Origin of the sequence: Tritonibacter sp. SIMBA_163 (assembly GCF_046535935.1) — a bacterium.
GTDB lineage: Bacteria > Pseudomonadota > Alphaproteobacteria > Rhodobacterales > Rhodobacteraceae > Epibacterium > Epibacterium scottomollicae.
Genome location: NZ_JAWJBP010000015.1, coordinates 1 through 16,203 on the forward strand (window position 1 = coordinate 1; position 16,203 = coordinate 16,203).

Sequence of the window (16,203 nt, forward strand, 5' to 3'; positions counted from 1 at the left end):
AGTTGGTCTCCATTACAGATACCAGCTTGAATCACGCCCGCGAGCGGATGTGAATCCCTTTTGTCAACACGACCTAGGGTCAGGATGCATTGATTTGGGTCGCGCTGCGTGACTCACGGCTCCGAAAAGGAGCGGTGACAAGAGTGATCTTTTCTGGCTGACCGATGAGCAGATGGGCAAACTTGCGCCTTTCTTCTCGAAGTCGCACGGAAAGCCAAGGGTCGATGACAGACGGGTGTTGAGTGGGATTATCTTCATCAATCGCAATGGCTTGCGCTGGCGGGATGCGCCGCGGGAATATGGCCTTCATAAAACGCTCTACAGCCGCTGGAAGCGTTGGAGCGAAAAGGGCATTTTCGCGCGGATGATGGCCGGACTGGCGGCGGAACACGGTGAGAAGACGACCGTGATGATCCCTCTCATTGATTGCTTCGCAATCAACTGCCGGGCAATGGACGCGACATACCTGAATGCCCACCGAACAGCGACCAGCATGGGCGTTAAGTCAGGAGGATCAAGAATTGATCTGGGGGATCAATTCCCCGACGAACGGGGGCGTGGCCGCCTGATCGGTCGGACCAAAGGCGGCATGAACACCAAGCTGCACTCCATCTGCGACAGTAAGGGACGACCAATCGACCAGTTCTTTACCGCCGGACAGGTGAGCGATTACATCGGTGCAAGGGCCCTGCTGCGCGGCCTGCCAAAGGTCAAATGGCTACTTGGGGATCGCGGCTATGATGCTGACTGGTTCAGAGAAGCGTTATAGGACAAGGGGATACACGCCTGCATCCCAGGCCGGAAGAAACGCAAAACGCCGGTCAAATACGACAAGCGCAGATACAAGCGTCGCAACCGGATCGAGATCATGTTCGGTAGGCTCAAGGATTGGAGGCGTGTCGCGACCCGTTATGACCGCTGCCCCAAGGTGTTTCTCTCTGCCATCGCGCTCGCGGCTCTCGTCATCTATTGGTTATGAATCCTGACCCTAGCTGATCCGGATGCGGCTTCAAATCGATCCGAGGTAATATCCGATGGCCTCCGCCAATTCCGTCTCCTCATAGCCAAAATGGGAGCGTACGACCTCCTCAAGTTTTCGGTACGTGGTGGCGGCATGAACGAAGTTTGCCTCATTCGGATCTTCCATTAGTGTGTCCGCAGCGCGACCGAGGCGGATGATCAATTCGTGGACCACCTCGTGCTCTGACAGAAGCTTGGCGACGACCTCTCGAAACATCCCTCCACCAGCCGCCTCGACCCGGGGGAGCATATCGGAACCTTCAATGTCGTGGTGGAATTTGAGCACCTGGCACTCGCGTCCGCAAAGGTTTCCGAAGGCCCGTAAATTCTCCGCCATGTCGAGTGAAAGTACGATCTGCCTCAGATTCTCGGGCGGAGCGTCTCCCGCTTCAATCCGCGCCAACACCGCGCCAATTTGGGCCATCTCCATCAGATAGTGACGGTGGATGGCCGCCAGCTGTCGACCTTGGCGGCGGTGTATGTCTGTTGCTGCCGGAACCTTCGGCGCTTTGGGCCGCGAGGACTCGTTAATGGTTAGGTCATCCAGCGAGTGTGTTGAGAGGTCATTCATGCTCGGCATGAAAGCCTCTGCTTTCGTCAAGTCAAGAGCGTAGACCTTGTGAATTAGGAAATCGCCTTCCAGATGCAAGTTACATCGGCCCGAAGCATGCGTAATTGGGCTGCCTCTGTTCTTCGGTCAAGCTCTCGAGAGGATCACAGGATAGCTGTGAACAAGGGAGGTAGGTGATGGAATACTACGCTGGACTGGATGTTTCACTAAGGTCGTGTGCGCTTTGCATTGTGGAAAGCAAAGGCGCGATCATTCTCGAGCGCGAGTTGGGATGTGATGTCACTGAGATCACAAACTGCTTGAAAGGCTTCGCTCATCCGATTGTTCGGATCGGTTTTGAAGCGGGCACGATGAGCCAACATCTTTTCTATGGATTGACCAATGATGATTTCGACGTTGTCTGCATGGAAGCCAGACAGGTCAGCGCGGCACTGTCGGCGATGCGCAATAAGACAGATAAGAACGATGCCCGAGGAATTGGGCAGATATTGCGGACAGGTTGGTTCAGCCCGGTTCACATGAAGAGCCGTGAAGCCCACAAAATACGCGCTCTGTTGAGCTGCCGCAAAGCCTTGCTCAACAAAACCGTCGATCTGGCAAATGAGGTTCGAGGGTTATTAAAGACCTTCAGACTGCGCCTTCCAAAAACTGTCTAGCATGGCAGCTTCGATGACCTCGTGCGCCCTTTGATCGCAGTCGATGAGGTATTGTCTCAGGCCATGCTGTCGCTGCTGGACGCGCGTGTTGCAATATACAAAAATTATCTCTCCCTGGATCGGCGGGGCAAACGCACGGCCCGCAATGAGTACGTCTGCCTGCGGATGATGACTGTTTCGGGCGTTGGCCCGATTCCGGCACTTACTTTCAAAGCCGCCATCGATGATCCTGCTCGCTTCAAAAGTTCCCGAACGGTTAGCGCGCACTTTGGCCTTGCACCTCGGCGATATCAATCTGGCGAGCACGACAACCCAAGTCGCATATCCCGAGCGGGAGACCGCGATGTCCGTGCAACCCTCTATGCAGTAGCCAATTCGTTGCTCATGCGCACGATGGCTGGATCACAAATCAAATCATGGGGAACGCGTTTAATGCGAACGAAAGGCAGACGTCGTGCGGTCGTCGCCGTTGCATGAAAGCTTGCTTTTCTGCTGCATCGCGTATCGACTGATGGCACTGAATTCCATCCAGAGAAGGTGGAGGGTGTGGCACGATGTAACCACCTAACACCTAATCTGAATGGGGTCGTTCCTCACCGGACGAGGTCTGTGGAAGAAGCCGACTATGGCTGCTGCGCAACGAGAAGCGCGTCCCAAAGCGAGGCTCTCCACTGCCAATCCGACACATGCGGCCAGCGATGCCCCACGCGGCATCAGCCAGACTGCGAAGAGAAGCGTGATCCGGATGAGTGACAAAGCCCCAAAGGAAAGAAGGAAAATGAGCTTTACCCAAACACCCAATTAGAGAAGTCGTCACGCAGTCTTGATCCTGATTGCTGCGGTCACAGCCCGCATTTCGGACTTTCGCGGCGACTGAAATAATGGCGGTTTTAGGCCAAGTTTCAGACACTACGTCTGATGGCAGGGAGGTCAAAGGATTGGCAGCCTGCGCCAACACCATCTCGGTGCCGGTCTCTACATTCAGGTCAACACCGCATTTCGAAATGCGCCCGCGTTCGTCTGGCCGAATGTGCCCCCGCTGCCTCGCCGGACGCCCCGGCCGCGCCACTGCCTCCCCATTGCGACCGGGCCTTTCGGCCGACATCAATGATGGATCAGGAGATGATACGCCCGCCACTGGCGCAACCGGGCAGCGATATTTCAGGGCCGCGACCGGATCGCGGAATTTCTGACCCGCAAGTGGGCGCGCATACTGGACTATCGGTGGATCAAGGAACTCTGGGCGTTTCATGACAACCGCATCGCGGGGTGCTTTGCCTGCGAATATCATAACGACAGCGGTACCTGGTTTCGCGCCTATAGCAACGAAAACTGGGAGTTCCGTTCAGATGGCCTGATGCAGCGACGCATCGCGTCGATGAATGAACACCCGATCTGCGAAGGCGATCAGGCATTCAGATGGGCCTCCCCGGTCCATCCCTATGATCATTAAGGCCTGACTGAACTTGATTTGCAGGAGGAGAAACCATGCCGAACGCCTAAGCCGGCGTTGGGTTCACGTCCCGTGTCCTTGAAGAAGAAGAACGCTTCGGGCCCGCCGAGGCCTATGCCTGAGTTTTGCCACCGGATCGTCACGAGGGTGGTGAACTCACAGCGCGCGAAGCCGATTTCCTGCCCCGGAGAGACGGAAGCTTTCAGGCGACAGTGGCTGAAACCGGCTGGCCCTATGCCCAGTTCCTGGGCGGTGCTCCGGGGTTTCTCAAGGTCATCGACCGATCGGTGATCGGGTATGCTGATTTCAAAGGTGACCGACAGTATATCAGCGTAGGCCACATTCGCCATGATGACCGGGTGTCGGTCATCGCCGCGGTCTACCGGTGCCGCAGATGCCTGAAGCTCTGGGGCCACGCGCAGATCCATCAAGAAATCAGGTTCGCGAAATAGTTTACCGTCGGACCCTGCACTCGGAGTCTCTGGTTTCGCTGGTGATATTGTTATAGCATTTATTCCCATGCCAAGCGTGACCAACGCCTTTGCGCGCACGATGGCCACTGCGGCCGGGATGACGCTGACAGATGACGGTGCTTTGATTTCCAACGGCGCTGTGGTTCATCGTGTGCCGCTGTCCGAGACAGGTCGGCTTCAGGACACTGATTACTTCGAGCTGACTGAATGGATCCGCAACAATCATACTGACGAAATAACGCTGATGAATGCGTATGCTGAATTGATCCAGACGGATGATCTTGGCGTGCTGGGGTTGGCGATCAAGACAGCTCCAACCCTGCGGGCATCGCTTCAACGGGTCGAACGCTATTTTCGGCTGGTAACCGACACGGCGATTTACCATCTGAATGAGACAGGCGACCTCGCGTTTTTTGCGATCGAGGGGCAAACCGCGCACCACCCCGTTCTGGCTTTTCGCAACGAAACCGCTTTGGCCGGATTTGCCGTGAATATGAAGCGGGTCGTCGGGTCCGACCTTACCTTCGAGTATGTCTGTTTCCGTCATTCCTGTCGAAGTACGCCAGATAGGTACGCCGCCCATTTTGGTTGCCCAGTCAAGTTCGACGCAGAACGTGACGCGATCTCGTTCGATCCGGTTGTACTTGATCTTCCAAACCTCCTTGGGGACCAGGCAGTTGCAGATTTTCTCACGGCGCATCTTGAGACAGAGATGAGCTCAATCGAGGACACCCCTTCGCTCAGCAAGACGCTCGTGCACCGACTTACCCCTGCGCTCAGCAATGGTGCACCACAAGCAGCACAGGTCGCCCAAGAGATGGGGCTGAGTGAACGTACGCTCTATCGTCGCCTCGCCGAGGAGGGTCTTACCTTTCGCGATGTGCTGGGACAGGCGCAATCCGCACTCGCGCAGGAACTGTTATGCGACAGCGACGCCTCGATTGCCGAGATCGCCTTTCTGACGGGCTTTTCCGAGCAAAGCACCTTCAGCCGCGCTTTCAAACGTTGGTTGGGACAAGCACCAGCACAATTCAGACAGCGCGCATCTAAAGCCTGATCATCACCTGAAAAACCGTGGCAGGTTCGGCCATGACCTTGGCAGGCGCGGCCAATACCTGCAGCCGTTTGGTGTCTAACTTCCTTCCTGACATCAACGGAGATGTGCTGGCGTTACGTCCACCGGACAGTCGGCATTGTCCTTAACAGGAAAGGCGTTTCGCATGAACATTGGCACAACTACAGCTCACAGACAGGCGTCGCATCAAGACACTGTCAGCCCCCTCAGGTTCCGCAAAACCCGGGCGTTCAAACTCGGCGATATGACGCGCCTGATCATAATGGCCATCGTTGCAGCCCTGACAGCCGGCTTGCTGTTGTTGCCGGTCACGATGCCCGGAACCGCACTTCACTCAGCCCTCGCAGAGTTGCCGGTGCTGGAAACTCCGACAGCCATTGATCAATGGGCCTGTGAACCGCCCCGGGTTCGCCGGAGGCTGATTGCAGTTAGTTACGCGGCTCGTTCCTCATTTTCCAGAGCGGCGTAGAAATTGGCCTCTGCTTCTGCCGGCGGAATGTTCCCGATAGGCTCAAGCAGACGGCGGTTGTTGAACCAATCCACCCATTCGAGTGTTGCGTATTCCACTGCCTCGAAGTTGCGCCAAGGGCCGCGGCGGTGAATGACCTCGGCTTTGAACAAGCCGTTGATCGTCTCGGCAAGGGCATTGTCGTAACTGTCTCCGACGCTGCCGACAGAGGGCTCGATACCAGCTTCTCCCAACCGCTCTGTGTATTTGATCGACAGGTATTGGCTGCCGCGGTCGGAGTGGTGAACAAGCCCCACCGCCTTTGTCGGCCGCCGCTCGTGAACAGCCTGCTCCAGAGCATCGAGAACGAAGGCGACATAGGTGAACCCCTTCTAGGTGGCAACATAGATGAGATCGCTGACCCAGAGCATGTTGGGCGCGGGCACACGGAACTGCCGGTTCACCTTGTCCAGCGGGCACGGCGCCTTCTTGTCGGGCACCGTGGTCTTATGCGGATTGCCCCGGAGCGAGCCTTTGTCCGCCATCGGTCCGAGGGCAATGGCGAGCGCCTTGAACACCCATGCTCTTCATCAGCCGGGCAACCGTGCAGCGGGCGACGTCAAAACCTTCCCGTTGCAATTTCCGCCAGACCTTCCGCACACCATAAACCCGCCAATTCTTCTCGAAAACCCGCCGGATCTCGCGCCGCAATGCCTGGTCACGCCGGGCACGGTCCGACAATCGGGCCGGATCAGCCCGCTTCGCCAGGTGCTCATAATACGTGGAAGCGGCAATCGGCAGGAATGAGTCATGCCGCGTCATTGGTCCGAGCGGCAATGGCGAATGCAGATCGGCTCGACCCCATGCTCACCGCGATGCATGTCCCCTCTCGCGCATGGAGGCATGCGCTGCCGGGCAGTGGATAAATGACCCCATCGCTTCGACCGGCGTTCGAGCTCCGCCATCGCAAAGTCGAGCACGTCACGCCACTGGTTCTAGTGGCGTGATCGAAGCCGATGCCTTGCGGAGGATCTCGTTCGCATTACGCATCTCGCGGTCTTCCCGCTCCAGCGCCTTCGTTTGGGCCTTCAAATGTTTCCCCGGATCATTTGATCGCTGCGCGAACGACCTGCACTGTCGGCGACATCTGTTGGTACGCCCGCCCGCTTGCCGCTGTCGACTTCTGCCTTCTTTACCCACTCATTCGCGTCTGCGCCGAACAGCCGATCTTTGCGGAGATCGGCGTGATCGCCTGCCAGCGGGAACTGTGCTGGCCCTGATTGTCCAGCACCAGTCGCACCGCACGCTCGCGGATCTCAGGGGAATACTTGTTTGTTATCTTGCTCATTGTGGTTTCATCCTACTCAGGAGTTGAAGCCTCCGGAAAACTCGGTGTGGTTCAAACCTTCATCTTGCTGCGAATGAGGTCGATACAGGCACGGCGGCGCGAGGGGCTCAAGGTCTCCGCCCGTTTGAGTGCTTGAACGATCTACAGGATCGTTCATCACTGCGTGAACCGCTTCAAACTCTCTTTGCGGCCTCGGACGGGATCAATTTGTCCAGTGTCAGGTCCGATACCCCCCTGCGCAGGCGCTCGTTCTCCTTCTGGAGCCGTTTCAATTCCTTAAGCTGCTCTGCGCCCATTCCGCCGTACCCTCAGCATCTCTCTCGAACCAACGGAGTTCGATGCTTCGATCTTCCAGCGGGAATAGGTTTGCTCCGTCACGCCGATCTGACGGATTGCATCAATCCGGGGCATCCCTTGCCCCATCAACACTTCAACCCGCCGTAACTTCGCGACAATCTCTTCGGGCTTAGGTCTCTTTGTCGCCATCTATTGTCCTCCGCTTTCCTAATCATAAGGGCGGACCACCTCTTGGCGGGAGGCTCACATCCGTTCAGAATAAGCTGCTTAGCATTGCGAATAATTCTGCCTGCGAAGTGATCATCAACTTGCGGTAGATGTTGCGGCGATGAACCTTGACGGTCTGGCGCGCGACGCCGAGCACCAATGCTGCCGACAGGTTGGAATGGCCCTGCAGGATCAACGCGATCACCTGCGCCTCGCGCCGAGTCAGGTCGGCCTGACGGACCTGCAATACATGCGCAGCAATGAGATCCTCCAAGGGGTGAAGGCTCGATGCGGGCGGGCTTTCGGGCGCACCGCGCGACTCGCAATACTGACGTAGCAGTTCGAGCAGGACGGGGCTGAAGTGTCGCAAGCACTGCAATTCCCTGCGGCGAAATTTGCCATCTTTTCGGCTGAACGAGAGGTGGCCCGTCGCGCCGTCCGACAAGGGCACCAGCAAGCCGACCTCGTCCCGGATGCCGGTGATCTGATAGTAGCGCAGGTAGTATTCGCCGGAAAAGAAACGGTCGGGTGCGATGTCTGACAGGCGGTATAGACCGCCTTCCGTTTGGCTGTGGCGCATCTGGAAAAAGGGGTCGAGCCGGTAGGCCCCTTCAAGATAGTAACGCGGGTAGGTGGCTTGCAGGGCCGCATCCGCAATCCATGTATTGAGCGCCTGCGGAACACCGCTGCGCCCGAACTTCAGGATCAGGAACGTATCGAACCGAAGTCGCGCCCGTAGCAGGCTTCGCAGGTGATGAAAGAACGAATCGTCACGACTGTGCGCCATAGCGCGTTGCAGTCGTGACAGGTCGCCTGACCTGAGAAGTTCCGTCATTTCTAACCCCGAAAAGCCAACTCTTTGATCGCAGACTACCCCCGTGGGGGTATTTTTCCATCGATTGAATGCGCTGATTGTCAAATAAAACTGGCGTCCCGCGTCCCAATGCGGAACCGTGGAGACCAGACCAACGCAAGGGATACCAATCGTGGCGACCGCCATCAGCGTCAAAAACATCAGGAAAGTTTACCCCGGTCAGCCGCCCGTCGTGGCGCTTGCCGATGCCAGTATCGGCATTCGGGACAACGAATTTTTCACCCTGCTGGGGCCTTCTGGCTGTGGCAAGACCACCCTGTTGCGAATGATCGCAGGGTTTGAGCAACCGAGCTCGGGCTCTCTGACCATGCACGGCGAGGACCTGTTGGAGCTGCCGCCGCATAAACGGCCCGTGAACACAGTATTTCAAAGCTACGCATTGTTTCCGCACCTTACCGTGGCTCAAAATATCGGCTTCGGACTTGAGATGTTGGGCAAACCCAAGTCCGAGATCAGGACGACGGTGGGCGAGATGATGGAGCTGGTAAAGATGAGCCAGATGGCTGATCGCCAAACCGGCCAGATTTCTGGTGGTCAGCAACAGCGCGTGGCACTGGCCCGTGCTTTGGCTCCGAAACCCCGTGTGCTGCTTCTAGACGAGCCGCTCAGCGCACTGGACTTCAAGCTGCGCAAGGACATGCAACTTGAATTGAAGCGTCTGCAGACGGAAACCGGGATCACCTTCATTTTCGTCACGCACGATCAGGAAGAGGCACTGACCATGTCCGACCGCATCGCGGTGATGAGCGCGGGCGAGATCAGGCAGGTTGGCACCCCGCGCGAGATCTATGACCATCCGGCAGAACGCTTTGTCGCGGATTTCATCGGTGACACGAATTTCCTACCGGCCGATTTATTGTCCGTCAGCGGCGAGACGGCGCAGGTGCGCCTGTCGTCAGGACGCGAGATCGCCGCGCGGACTTGGGAGGCAGGCCCGCAAAGCGGCAGTATCACTCTTGCGGTGCGCCCCGAACACGCCAGCATCGGCCCTGTCGATGAGGGGCTGGTCACCGGCACTCTGGGCGAGGTCGTCTATTTCGGCACCGACACGCATTATCACGTGGCACTGAACGACGGCACTGCCTTTGTGGTGCGCCTGCAGAACCGGCCTGACGCCGCGTCGAGCTACACCACGGGTGACACCGTTGGCATTCAGTTCGGTGCCGGTGTCGGCCAAGTGTTGAGGGATTGACGCGATGAGCGATCTCGCTTCCGCCGCCGATGCCCGCGCCAGCCGCCGCCGCTGGCTGTTGCTGGCGCCCGCGCTTGCCATTTTGGTTTTTGCTGCCGCCGGGCCGCTCCTGATCACGCTGGTGTATTCGTTCCTGACGCCTGGGGACTATGGCGGTGTGGAATATCAGTTTTCCTGGCAGGCGTGGTTCAACGTCTTTGCGGAGCGGGATATCTTTGACGACACCTTGGGCTGGTCCGATGCGCATCTCAGCATCTTCTGGCGTTCGGTGAAGCTTTCGCTGCTGACCACGCTGCTGTGCCTCTTCTTCGGTTTCCCGACCGCCTATTTCATCGCGACCCGCCCCAAGAAACAGCGCGATCTTTGGATGCTGCTGATCATCATTCCGTTTTGGACGAACCTGCTGATACGTACCTTCGCCATCGTGGAGCTGATCCGGGCGGAGGGTACCGTGAACACTCTGCTGTTGTGGCTGGGCGTCATCGATACGCCGATACAGATGCTCTATACCGAGTTTTCGATCCTGCTGGGCATGGTCTATGTCTATATCCCGCTCATGGTGCTGCCGCTTTACGCGTCCATGGAGCGGCTGGATTTCAGTCTGGTCGAGGCGGGCTATGACCTCTACGCCACGCGTTTCCAGGTGTTGCGCCGTGTGATCCTGCCGCTGGTAAAGCCCGGTGTCATCGCAGGGTCGATCCTTGTTTTCGTGCCCTCGCTGGGGGCCTACGTCACGCCACGCGTCATGGGAGGCGGCAATCAGCTGATGATCGGAAACCTGATCGAGTTGCAGTTCGGACAGGGCCGCAACTGGCCGCTCGGGGCCGCGCTGTCGATCACGCTGCTTGCCATCGTCATGATTGCGCTGCTGGCCTACGTCCGCGCAGCCGGAACGGAGGAGCCACACCGTGCGTAAGACGTTTAGCATAAGCCGTCAGCCGGGGTTCACCGTCATCGCGATGACGTGCTTCGTGCTGCTGTACCTGCCGATCATCCTGCTGGTGGTTTATTCCTTCAACTCCGGCCGCTCCATCGCCATTTGGGAGGGTTTTTCCTGGCGCTGGTACGTCTCGGCGTGGGAAAATGACCAAGTGCAGCAGGCCACTGTCCGCAGCCTTGTCATCGCGCTCTGGGCTTCGGCGATTTCGACAAGCGTCGCGGTTCTGGCGGCGCTGGCCACCACCCGCACGCGCAAGTTCAAGGGGCAGGCGGCGGTCTTTGCGATGATCAACCAGCCGCTGATGGTACCTGAAATCGTGACTGCGACGGCGTTGCTGATCTTCTTTGCGATGATAAAGGTTGCGACCGGCTACACCGGCCTTGCCTACTTGATCATCGCGCACTCGGCCTTTTGTATTCCCTTTGCTTACCTGCCGATCCGCGCGCGGCTGACGGGCATGGACCTTAGCCTGGAACAAGCGGCAGCGGACCTCTACGCGACTCCCTTCCAGGTGTTTCGCCGCATAACCCTGCCACAGCTCTGGCCCGGCATTCTTGCGGGGGCAATGCTGGCCTTCGTGATCTCGCTGGACGATGTGGTGATCACTGAATTTGTGAAATCCGCGGGGCAGGATACGCTGCCCACCTACATGCTCGGCCAGTTGCGTCGCGTGGTCACGCCAGAGGTCAATGCGATCTCGACCGTGCTGCTTGGCATCTCCGTGACCTTCGTAATCGCGTTCACTGTGTTGAGTAAAATCAAAAAATAAGCCAACGGGAGTTTACACCATGAAGAAGACAACACTCACGGCCTTGTCACTGGTGCTGGCCACACCTGCCTTCGCCGAAGGTCAGCTGAACATCTACAACTGGGGCAACTACACCAGCCCCGAGATGATCGAGAAGTTTGAGAAAGAGACCGGCATAGAGGTCACCGTCACTGACTACGACAGCAACGACACCGCATTGGCAAAGATCAAGGCCGGTGGTCACGGCTTCGACATCGTCGTGCCGTCGGGCACCTACGTGCCGATCTTCATCGAAGAAGGCTTGTTGATGCAAAGCAAGCCGAACCAGATGGAGAACTTCAAACACATGGACCCGCAATGGGTCGACGTCGAATTCGATCCGGGCCGCGACTACACCGTGCCGTGGCAGTGGGGCACAGTGGGCGTGACCGTGAACACCTCGGTCTATGACGGTGATATCAACACCTCCGGCGTGATTTTCGACCCGCCAGAAGAACTGAAGGGCAAGATCAACGCGACGCCGGAAATGAATGATCTTATGGGGCTGGCGATCCACTATGTCGGAGGAGAGCAATGCACCGCCGATAAGGACGTGCTGCGCGAAGTGCGCGACATGCTGGTCGAGGCCAAGAAAAACTGGGTCTCGATGGATTACGGCATGATCGAGAAATACGCTGCGGGTGACGTGGCCGCCGGGTCGAACTGGAACGGTGCGTCGATGCGCGCGCGTGTTCAGAACCCGGACATCGCCTTCGGCTATCCTCAGGAAGGCTACCCAGTCTGGATGGACAACGCCGCGATCCTCGCGGACGCGCAGAACGTGGAAGAGGCGAAAACCTTCCTCAATTTCATTATGGACCCTGAGAACGCGGCTATGCTGTCGTCGTTTGCCCGGTATGCCAACGGCATCGCAGGGTCTGAAGAGTTCATGCCAGAAGACATGAAGGCCGCGCCAGAGATCGTGGTCCCCGAAGAGCTGAAAGGGGCGGCCTATGTTGCGCGCACCTGCCCGCCGGCAGCGACCAAGATCTACACCGCGATCTGGACCGAACTGCAGAAGTAAGCGCTTTTCACAGTGACCAACTGCGGCCCCCTTCGTGGGGCCGCTTTACCCTTTGCCGGAGAATTCCAATGGCCACCGCCCCCGATATCATCATCCATAACGGTAAGCTGATGACTTTTGACTCCGATCAGCCAGACGCGCAGGCACTGGCGATCACCGGGGGGATTCTGACAGCGGTAGGCAATGACGCAGATATCCGTGCGATGACGGGGGAGGAGACGCTGCTCATCGACGCAGGCGGCGGTACCGTGTTGCCCGGCTTCATCGACAGCCATGTGCATCTTTTTGGCGGCTCGGTCGAGCTCGATACGCTGAACCTTTACGGCGTTGAAGGGATCGCCGCGATGCAAGACAAGATCCGTCCCTACGCCGAAGCAACCCCCGACGTGCAGATGATCTTTTGCGTTATGGCAGACTATAACATCCTCGGCACCGGAAAGACGCCCACGCGTCACGATCTTGATGCGGTGCTGGCTGACCGCCCGCTGGCCATGTTCGCGCCCGACCACCACACTGTCTGGGCCAACACCAAGGCATTGGAGGTGGCAGGACTGATCGACGGGCTGGAGGTCGATGCAGGGTCCGAGGTCGTTATGGGCGACGACGGCAAAGCCAGCGGCGAGCTGCTGGAACCCGGCGCCTATAGCCCCGTGCTTGCGCTGACACGCCATGCCGGCCGCGACATGATGGGGCTAACCACGGGCAAAGACCCGATCCCTGCGCCCACGAGAGAACAGCGTGAGATGGACAAGGACGTGATTGCGCGCGGCCTACAGCATTGTGCGCGGCAGGGCATTACCGGGCTGCACGCGATGGACGGCAACGTCTACCAGCTGGAACTGCTGGCGGAGCTTGAGGCGGAAGGTCGCCTGATCTGCCGTGTAGACGTGCCCTTTCACCTCAAGGGCGCCGATCCGGTCGAACGCCTGACGCAGGAAGCCCCGGCGATGCGGGACCGGTTTCAGGGCGACAAGGTCCGCTGCCAACACGTGAAGATGTTCATCGACGGCGTCGTGGAAAGCGGCACCGCCTTGATGCTGGAGCCTTACCCCGGAGACCTGGGTGCGAACGGCAATACCGGGGATGAGGTCTTCACTCAGGAGCATTTCGTGAACGCATGTATCGAGGCCGACCGCCTCGGCTTTCAGATCGCGGTGCATGCCATCGGCGATGCCGGGGTGCGGCGTACAATTGACGCCTATGAGGCCGCGCAAAACGCCAACGGAAAACGCGACAGCCGTCACAGGATTGAACACCTTGAAGTCATGCACGCCGACGATATTCCGCGTTTGGCCAAATTGGGGATCGTCGCCTCGATCCAGCCCGGTCACGCGCCGCGCGGTCACATTTTCCCCCCTTCGGGCGTCGGGCAGGTGCTGCACGATCACCAGATCGCCGGTGCCTACGCATGGCAAGACATCCGCAACAGCGGCGCGCGGGTGATCTTTTCGACCGATTGGCCGGTGATCCCCGTTGACGTGATGCCCAACGTCAAGGCCGCCATCGCGCCGCTGGACCTGGGACCCGATTGGCGCGACCAGACGCAAAGCCTGACGGATACGCTGGCCAGCTACACCTGCGACAATGCCTGGGTCGAATTCAACGAAAACCGCAAGGGGAAGCTGAAGGTTGGTATGATGGCCGACGTCGCGGTGATGAGCCACGATCTGACTGCATTACCGCCTGCCGATATCACGCAAGCGCAAGCGCAGGTGACGATATGCGACGGCGCGGTGTCGTTTCAGCGGGGCTGAGGCCACGCGCTGCAAGCAGGTTCTCGGTCACATTCGAAACGCCGGAATATCAGCGTTTCGAATGTGAAGACGCCGATCAAGATTGTTGACCGGTTGAGATATCAAAGTCAGAATGTGAGTGTGATTGAAGAGTTGAAAACTCAATGAGGTAGCGAAAACCGGCTATTTGCAAGCATACCCCCTTCAGTGGATGGCGCCATTCAGGTCTTAACGCCCTCATTTCCAAGGCCAGCCTAATCTCTGGATCGTCGGTCTTGGCCTGATCCTGAGTATATCATTGCTCCTCGTTGGAGCCCAAACAACTCGGTACGAGAGGCATTTCTTGATTTCTTGTAACATCGTTCGAACGTGGTGTGCGGGTGCGCGGGCTTTGGCGCTTGTGCTTTCTCTCGGGGCTCCAGTTGCAGTGCAGGCCCAGGAATATAGTCTCGGAGCCATTCTTGACCCTGAGGTTTATGGGGCGGTGCCAAAATCAGCACCACTGGCGCGGGGAGATTATCTCAGCGCGCCGGCTTCGATGTCACTCAAACGGTTTGTGCCACCAGTGGGCGATCAAGGGCAGCAAGGCAGCTGTGTAGGCTGGGCCACCGCCTATGCTGCACGCACGCTATTGACCGCCAAGGGTCTGGACGTCGACACTTCAGCGAAACTGCGCCGCATGATCCTGTCGCCAGCCTATGTTTTCAACCAGATCCATCTGCCGGGGTGCAACGGGTCTTATCTGCCTGACGCACTGGAATTGATGCAGCGGCAGGGCGTTTCGTTGATGAGCGATTTTCCTTACGATGAGTTTTCCTGTTCTGCGACTCCTCCCTCGGGCGTGCGCAGCAAAGCGACTGCGTATCGGATCAAGGGATTTTCGCGGCTTTGGGGCCGATCCGGTCGCAACAAACATGTCGCCACCCGCAGAGCGCTGGCGAATGGCAATCCAGTGGTCATCGGCATGATGGTCGGAGAAGGGTTCATGCGCCACAGCGGGGAGGGGTTCTGGCAGCCAAGCTCCGCCGAGCGAAGCGGATTGCGTGACGATACCCTCGGCGGGCATGCCATGGCGGTGATCGGATATGACGACACCCGCAACGGTGGTGCTTTTGAGGTTGTGAATTCGTGGGATACAAGCTGGGGCAACAAGGGGTTCTTCTGGATCTCATACGAGGACTTCAATGACTTCGTTTTCGAAGGCTATGAAGTGTTGCCGCCCGATCCACCGCCGCCGCCGCGGGTGGTGGATATGGCCGGTCGTGCCCGTGTGCTGCATATTTCGGGCGACACGCTGGATGTAAGGCGCAATAGCGACGGCTATGCCTTGCGCGAGCCCTTGTCATCCGGTGCGCGGTTTCGCGTGGAGGCGTCGAGCCGTTTCAATGGCGCGCTTTACGTAGTGGGCGGTGACGCAACAGGTGACTATGTGCACCTGTTTCCACGTGGAGACAGGGTGACGCCTTTTACACATAGCGGCACCACCATGTTGCTTCCGGGGCCGACCGAGCAACATTTTACGCGCCTGAATGACACGGTCGGTACCGACCATTATGTGCTGCTTTATGCGCAGCAACCGTTGGACCCGGAGGTTGTCGCGGAGCGAATGGCACGGGCCTCAGGGGATGTGCGTGCGCGACTGCGCAGCGCGCTTGGCGATCGTCTGCTACCAGCGAAAGAGATGGACCTTCTATCTGACCGCATCGGGTTTGAGGCCGCAAGCGGCGACGCTGATGTGGCCGCCTTGGTGCTCACCATAGATCATGTTGTCGCAAATTCAGGAACCACGGACGACACAGAGCCACTGATCGTGTTGACTGCCCCCGAGCCAGAGGCCTTTGACAGCGACGACGCGGTGATACCGGTCGCGAGCCGCTTGTTTCGGCTTGAGGGCATGGCGCAGGATGAAAGCGAAATCGCATCGCTTACTGTCGAGGGCGCGCTGTCCAGCAGGTACTCTTCGCGAGGGCCGTTTCGGGCGGAGGTCGAACTCCCGGAGGGGCCAGGGCCGCATCCGATTAATATTGAAACGCGTGATGCGGCTGGAAACACCGCACGCCGAACCTTCCTCTTCAATCTGACCTACAACTGACCCCGCAGGAGAT

The 16,203-nt window shown here is 58.3% G+C and carries 12 protein-coding genes and 4 pseudogenes; 12 read left to right on the forward strand and 4 right to left on the reverse strand.

Annotated elements, in window-relative coordinates; all coding sequences use genetic code 11:
- Nucleotides 1-157 precede the first annotated feature (157 nt).
- Nucleotides 158-979 (forward strand): annotated as a pseudogene (locus R0J92_RS16970) (IS5 family transposase).
- Between the two features lie 30 nt (nt 980-1,009).
- On the opposite strand, the gene R0J92_RS16975 reads toward R0J92_RS16970, so the two are convergent.
- Nucleotides 1,010-1,591, reverse strand: coding sequence for a hemerythrin domain-containing protein (locus R0J92_RS16975; RefSeq protein WP_411052489.1), 582 nt, complete (start codon nt 1,589-1,591; stop codon nt 1,010-1,012).
- Nucleotides 1,592-1,767: 176 nt separating this feature from the next.
- Between R0J92_RS16975 and R0J92_RS16980 the strand changes: the two genes are divergently transcribed.
- The 5 genes and pseudogenes from R0J92_RS16980 to R0J92_RS17000 all read left to right on the forward strand — a co-directional run bounded on the left by R0J92_RS16980 (nt 1,768) and on the right by R0J92_RS17000 (nt 5,230).
- Nucleotides 1,768-2,247, forward strand: a complete 480-nt coding sequence (locus tag R0J92_RS16980) for an IS110 family transposase (RefSeq protein WP_411052490.1) — start codon at nt 1,768-1,770, stop codon at nt 2,245-2,247.
- A 30-nt stretch (nt 2,248-2,277) separates the two neighbouring features.
- A complete protein-coding gene (locus R0J92_RS16985; protein ID WP_411052491.1) occupies nt 2,278-2,724 on the forward strand; it encodes a transposase in 447 nt (148 codons plus the stop codon).
- A 670-nt stretch (nt 2,725-3,394) separates the two neighbouring features.
- Nucleotides 3,395-3,700 (forward strand): annotated as a pseudogene (locus R0J92_RS16990) (DUF1348 family protein); the annotation flags it as partial.
- Between the two features lie 212 nt (nt 3,701-3,912).
- Nucleotides 3,913-4,152, forward strand: a complete 240-nt coding sequence (locus R0J92_RS16995) for a pyridoxamine 5'-phosphate oxidase family protein (protein WP_411052492.1) — start codon at nt 3,913-3,915, stop codon at nt 4,150-4,152.
- 67 nt (nt 4,153-4,219) lie between these two features.
- Nucleotides 4,220-5,230 carry a helix-turn-helix domain-containing protein gene (locus R0J92_RS17000; protein ID WP_411052493.1) on the forward strand — a complete coding sequence of 337 codons (1,011 nt, stop codon included), beginning with the start codon at nt 4,220-4,222 and terminating at the stop codon, nt 5,228-5,230.
- 450 nt (nt 5,231-5,680) lie between these two features.
- Here R0J92_RS17000 and R0J92_RS17005 read toward each other — a convergent pair.
- The 3 genes and pseudogenes from R0J92_RS17005 to R0J92_RS17015 form a co-directional block, all read right to left on the reverse strand.
- Nucleotides 5,681-7,044, reverse strand: a pseudogene (locus tag R0J92_RS17005) (transposase).
- A 182-nt stretch (nt 7,045-7,226) separates the two neighbouring features.
- Nucleotides 7,227-7,530 (reverse strand): annotated as a pseudogene (locus R0J92_RS17010) (transposase); the annotation flags it as partial.
- Nucleotides 7,531-7,594: 64 nt separating this feature from the next.
- Nucleotides 7,595-8,563: a helix-turn-helix domain-containing protein gene (locus R0J92_RS17015; protein ID WP_411052494.1), complete on the reverse strand. Its 969-nt coding sequence runs from the start codon at nt 8,561-8,563 to the stop codon at nt 7,595-7,597.
- On the opposite strand from R0J92_RS17015, the gene R0J92_RS17020 reads away from it, so the two are divergent.
- The 6 genes from R0J92_RS17020 (at nt 8,532) to R0J92_RS17045 (ending at nt 16,190) form a co-directional block, all read left to right on the forward strand.
- A complete protein-coding gene (locus R0J92_RS17020) occupies nt 8,532-9,614 on the forward strand; it encodes an ABC transporter ATP-binding protein (RefSeq protein WP_394805041.1) in 1,083 nt (360 codons plus the stop codon). The two genes, R0J92_RS17015 and R0J92_RS17020, sit on opposite strands and share 32 nt — an antisense overlap.
- Nucleotides 9,615-9,618: 4 nt before the next feature.
- Nucleotides 9,619-10,530: an ABC transporter permease gene (locus tag R0J92_RS17025; protein WP_317385049.1), complete on the forward strand. Its 912-nt coding sequence runs from the start codon at nt 9,619-9,621 to the stop codon at nt 10,528-10,530.
- A complete protein-coding gene (locus R0J92_RS17030; RefSeq protein ID WP_411052495.1) occupies nt 10,523-11,323 on the forward strand; it encodes an ABC transporter permease in 801 nt (266 codons plus the stop codon). Before R0J92_RS17025 ends, R0J92_RS17030 begins: the two co-directional genes overlap by 8 nt.
- A gap of 19 nt (nt 11,324-11,342) precedes the next feature.
- Nucleotides 11,343-12,365, forward strand: coding sequence for an extracellular solute-binding protein (locus tag R0J92_RS17035; protein ID WP_411052496.1), 1,023 nt, complete (start codon nt 11,343-11,345; stop codon nt 12,363-12,365).
- A gap of 68 nt (nt 12,366-12,433) precedes the next feature.
- Nucleotides 12,434-14,119, forward strand: a complete 1,686-nt coding sequence (locus R0J92_RS17040) for an amidohydrolase (protein ID WP_411052497.1) — start codon at nt 12,434-12,436, stop codon at nt 14,117-14,119.
- 517 nt (nt 14,120-14,636) lie between these two features.
- Entirely contained in the window at nt 14,637-16,190 is a 1,554-nt protein-coding gene (locus R0J92_RS17045) for a C1 family peptidase (RefSeq protein WP_411052498.1), read from the forward strand.
- Nucleotides 16,191-16,203 lie beyond the last annotated feature (13 nt).

What these genes read in the sequence shown, in the direction of transcription:
- R0J92_RS16980 (WP_411052490.1), top strand. Translation starts at nt 1,768, where the DNA reads ATGGAATACTACGCTGGACTGGATGTTTCACTAAGGTCGTGTGCGCTT.
- R0J92_RS17025 (WP_317385049.1), top strand. Translation starts at nt 9,619, where the DNA reads ATGAGCGATCTCGCTTCCGCCGCCGATGCCCGCGCCAGCCGCCGCCGC.
- R0J92_RS17045 (WP_411052498.1), top strand. Translation starts at nt 14,637, where the DNA reads ATGTCACTCAAACGGTTTGTGCCACCAGTGGGCGATCAAGGGCAGCAA.
- R0J92_RS16975 (WP_411052489.1), bottom strand. Translation starts at nt 1,591, where the DNA reads ATGAATGACCTCTCAACACACTCGCTGGATGACCTAACCATTAACGAG.
- R0J92_RS17035 (WP_411052496.1), top strand. Translation starts at nt 11,343, where the DNA reads ATGAAGAAGACAACACTCACGGCCTTGTCACTGGTGCTGGCCACACCT.
- R0J92_RS17000 (WP_411052493.1), top strand. Translation starts at nt 4,220, where the DNA reads ATGCCAAGCGTGACCAACGCCTTTGCGCGCACGATGGCCACTGCGGCC.
- R0J92_RS17015 (WP_411052494.1), bottom strand. Translation starts at nt 8,563, where the DNA reads ATGTTTTTGACGCTGATGGCGGTCGCCACGATTGGTATCCCTTGCGTT.
- R0J92_RS17040 (WP_411052497.1), top strand. Translation starts at nt 12,434, where the DNA reads ATGGCCACCGCCCCCGATATCATCATCCATAACGGTAAGCTGATGACT.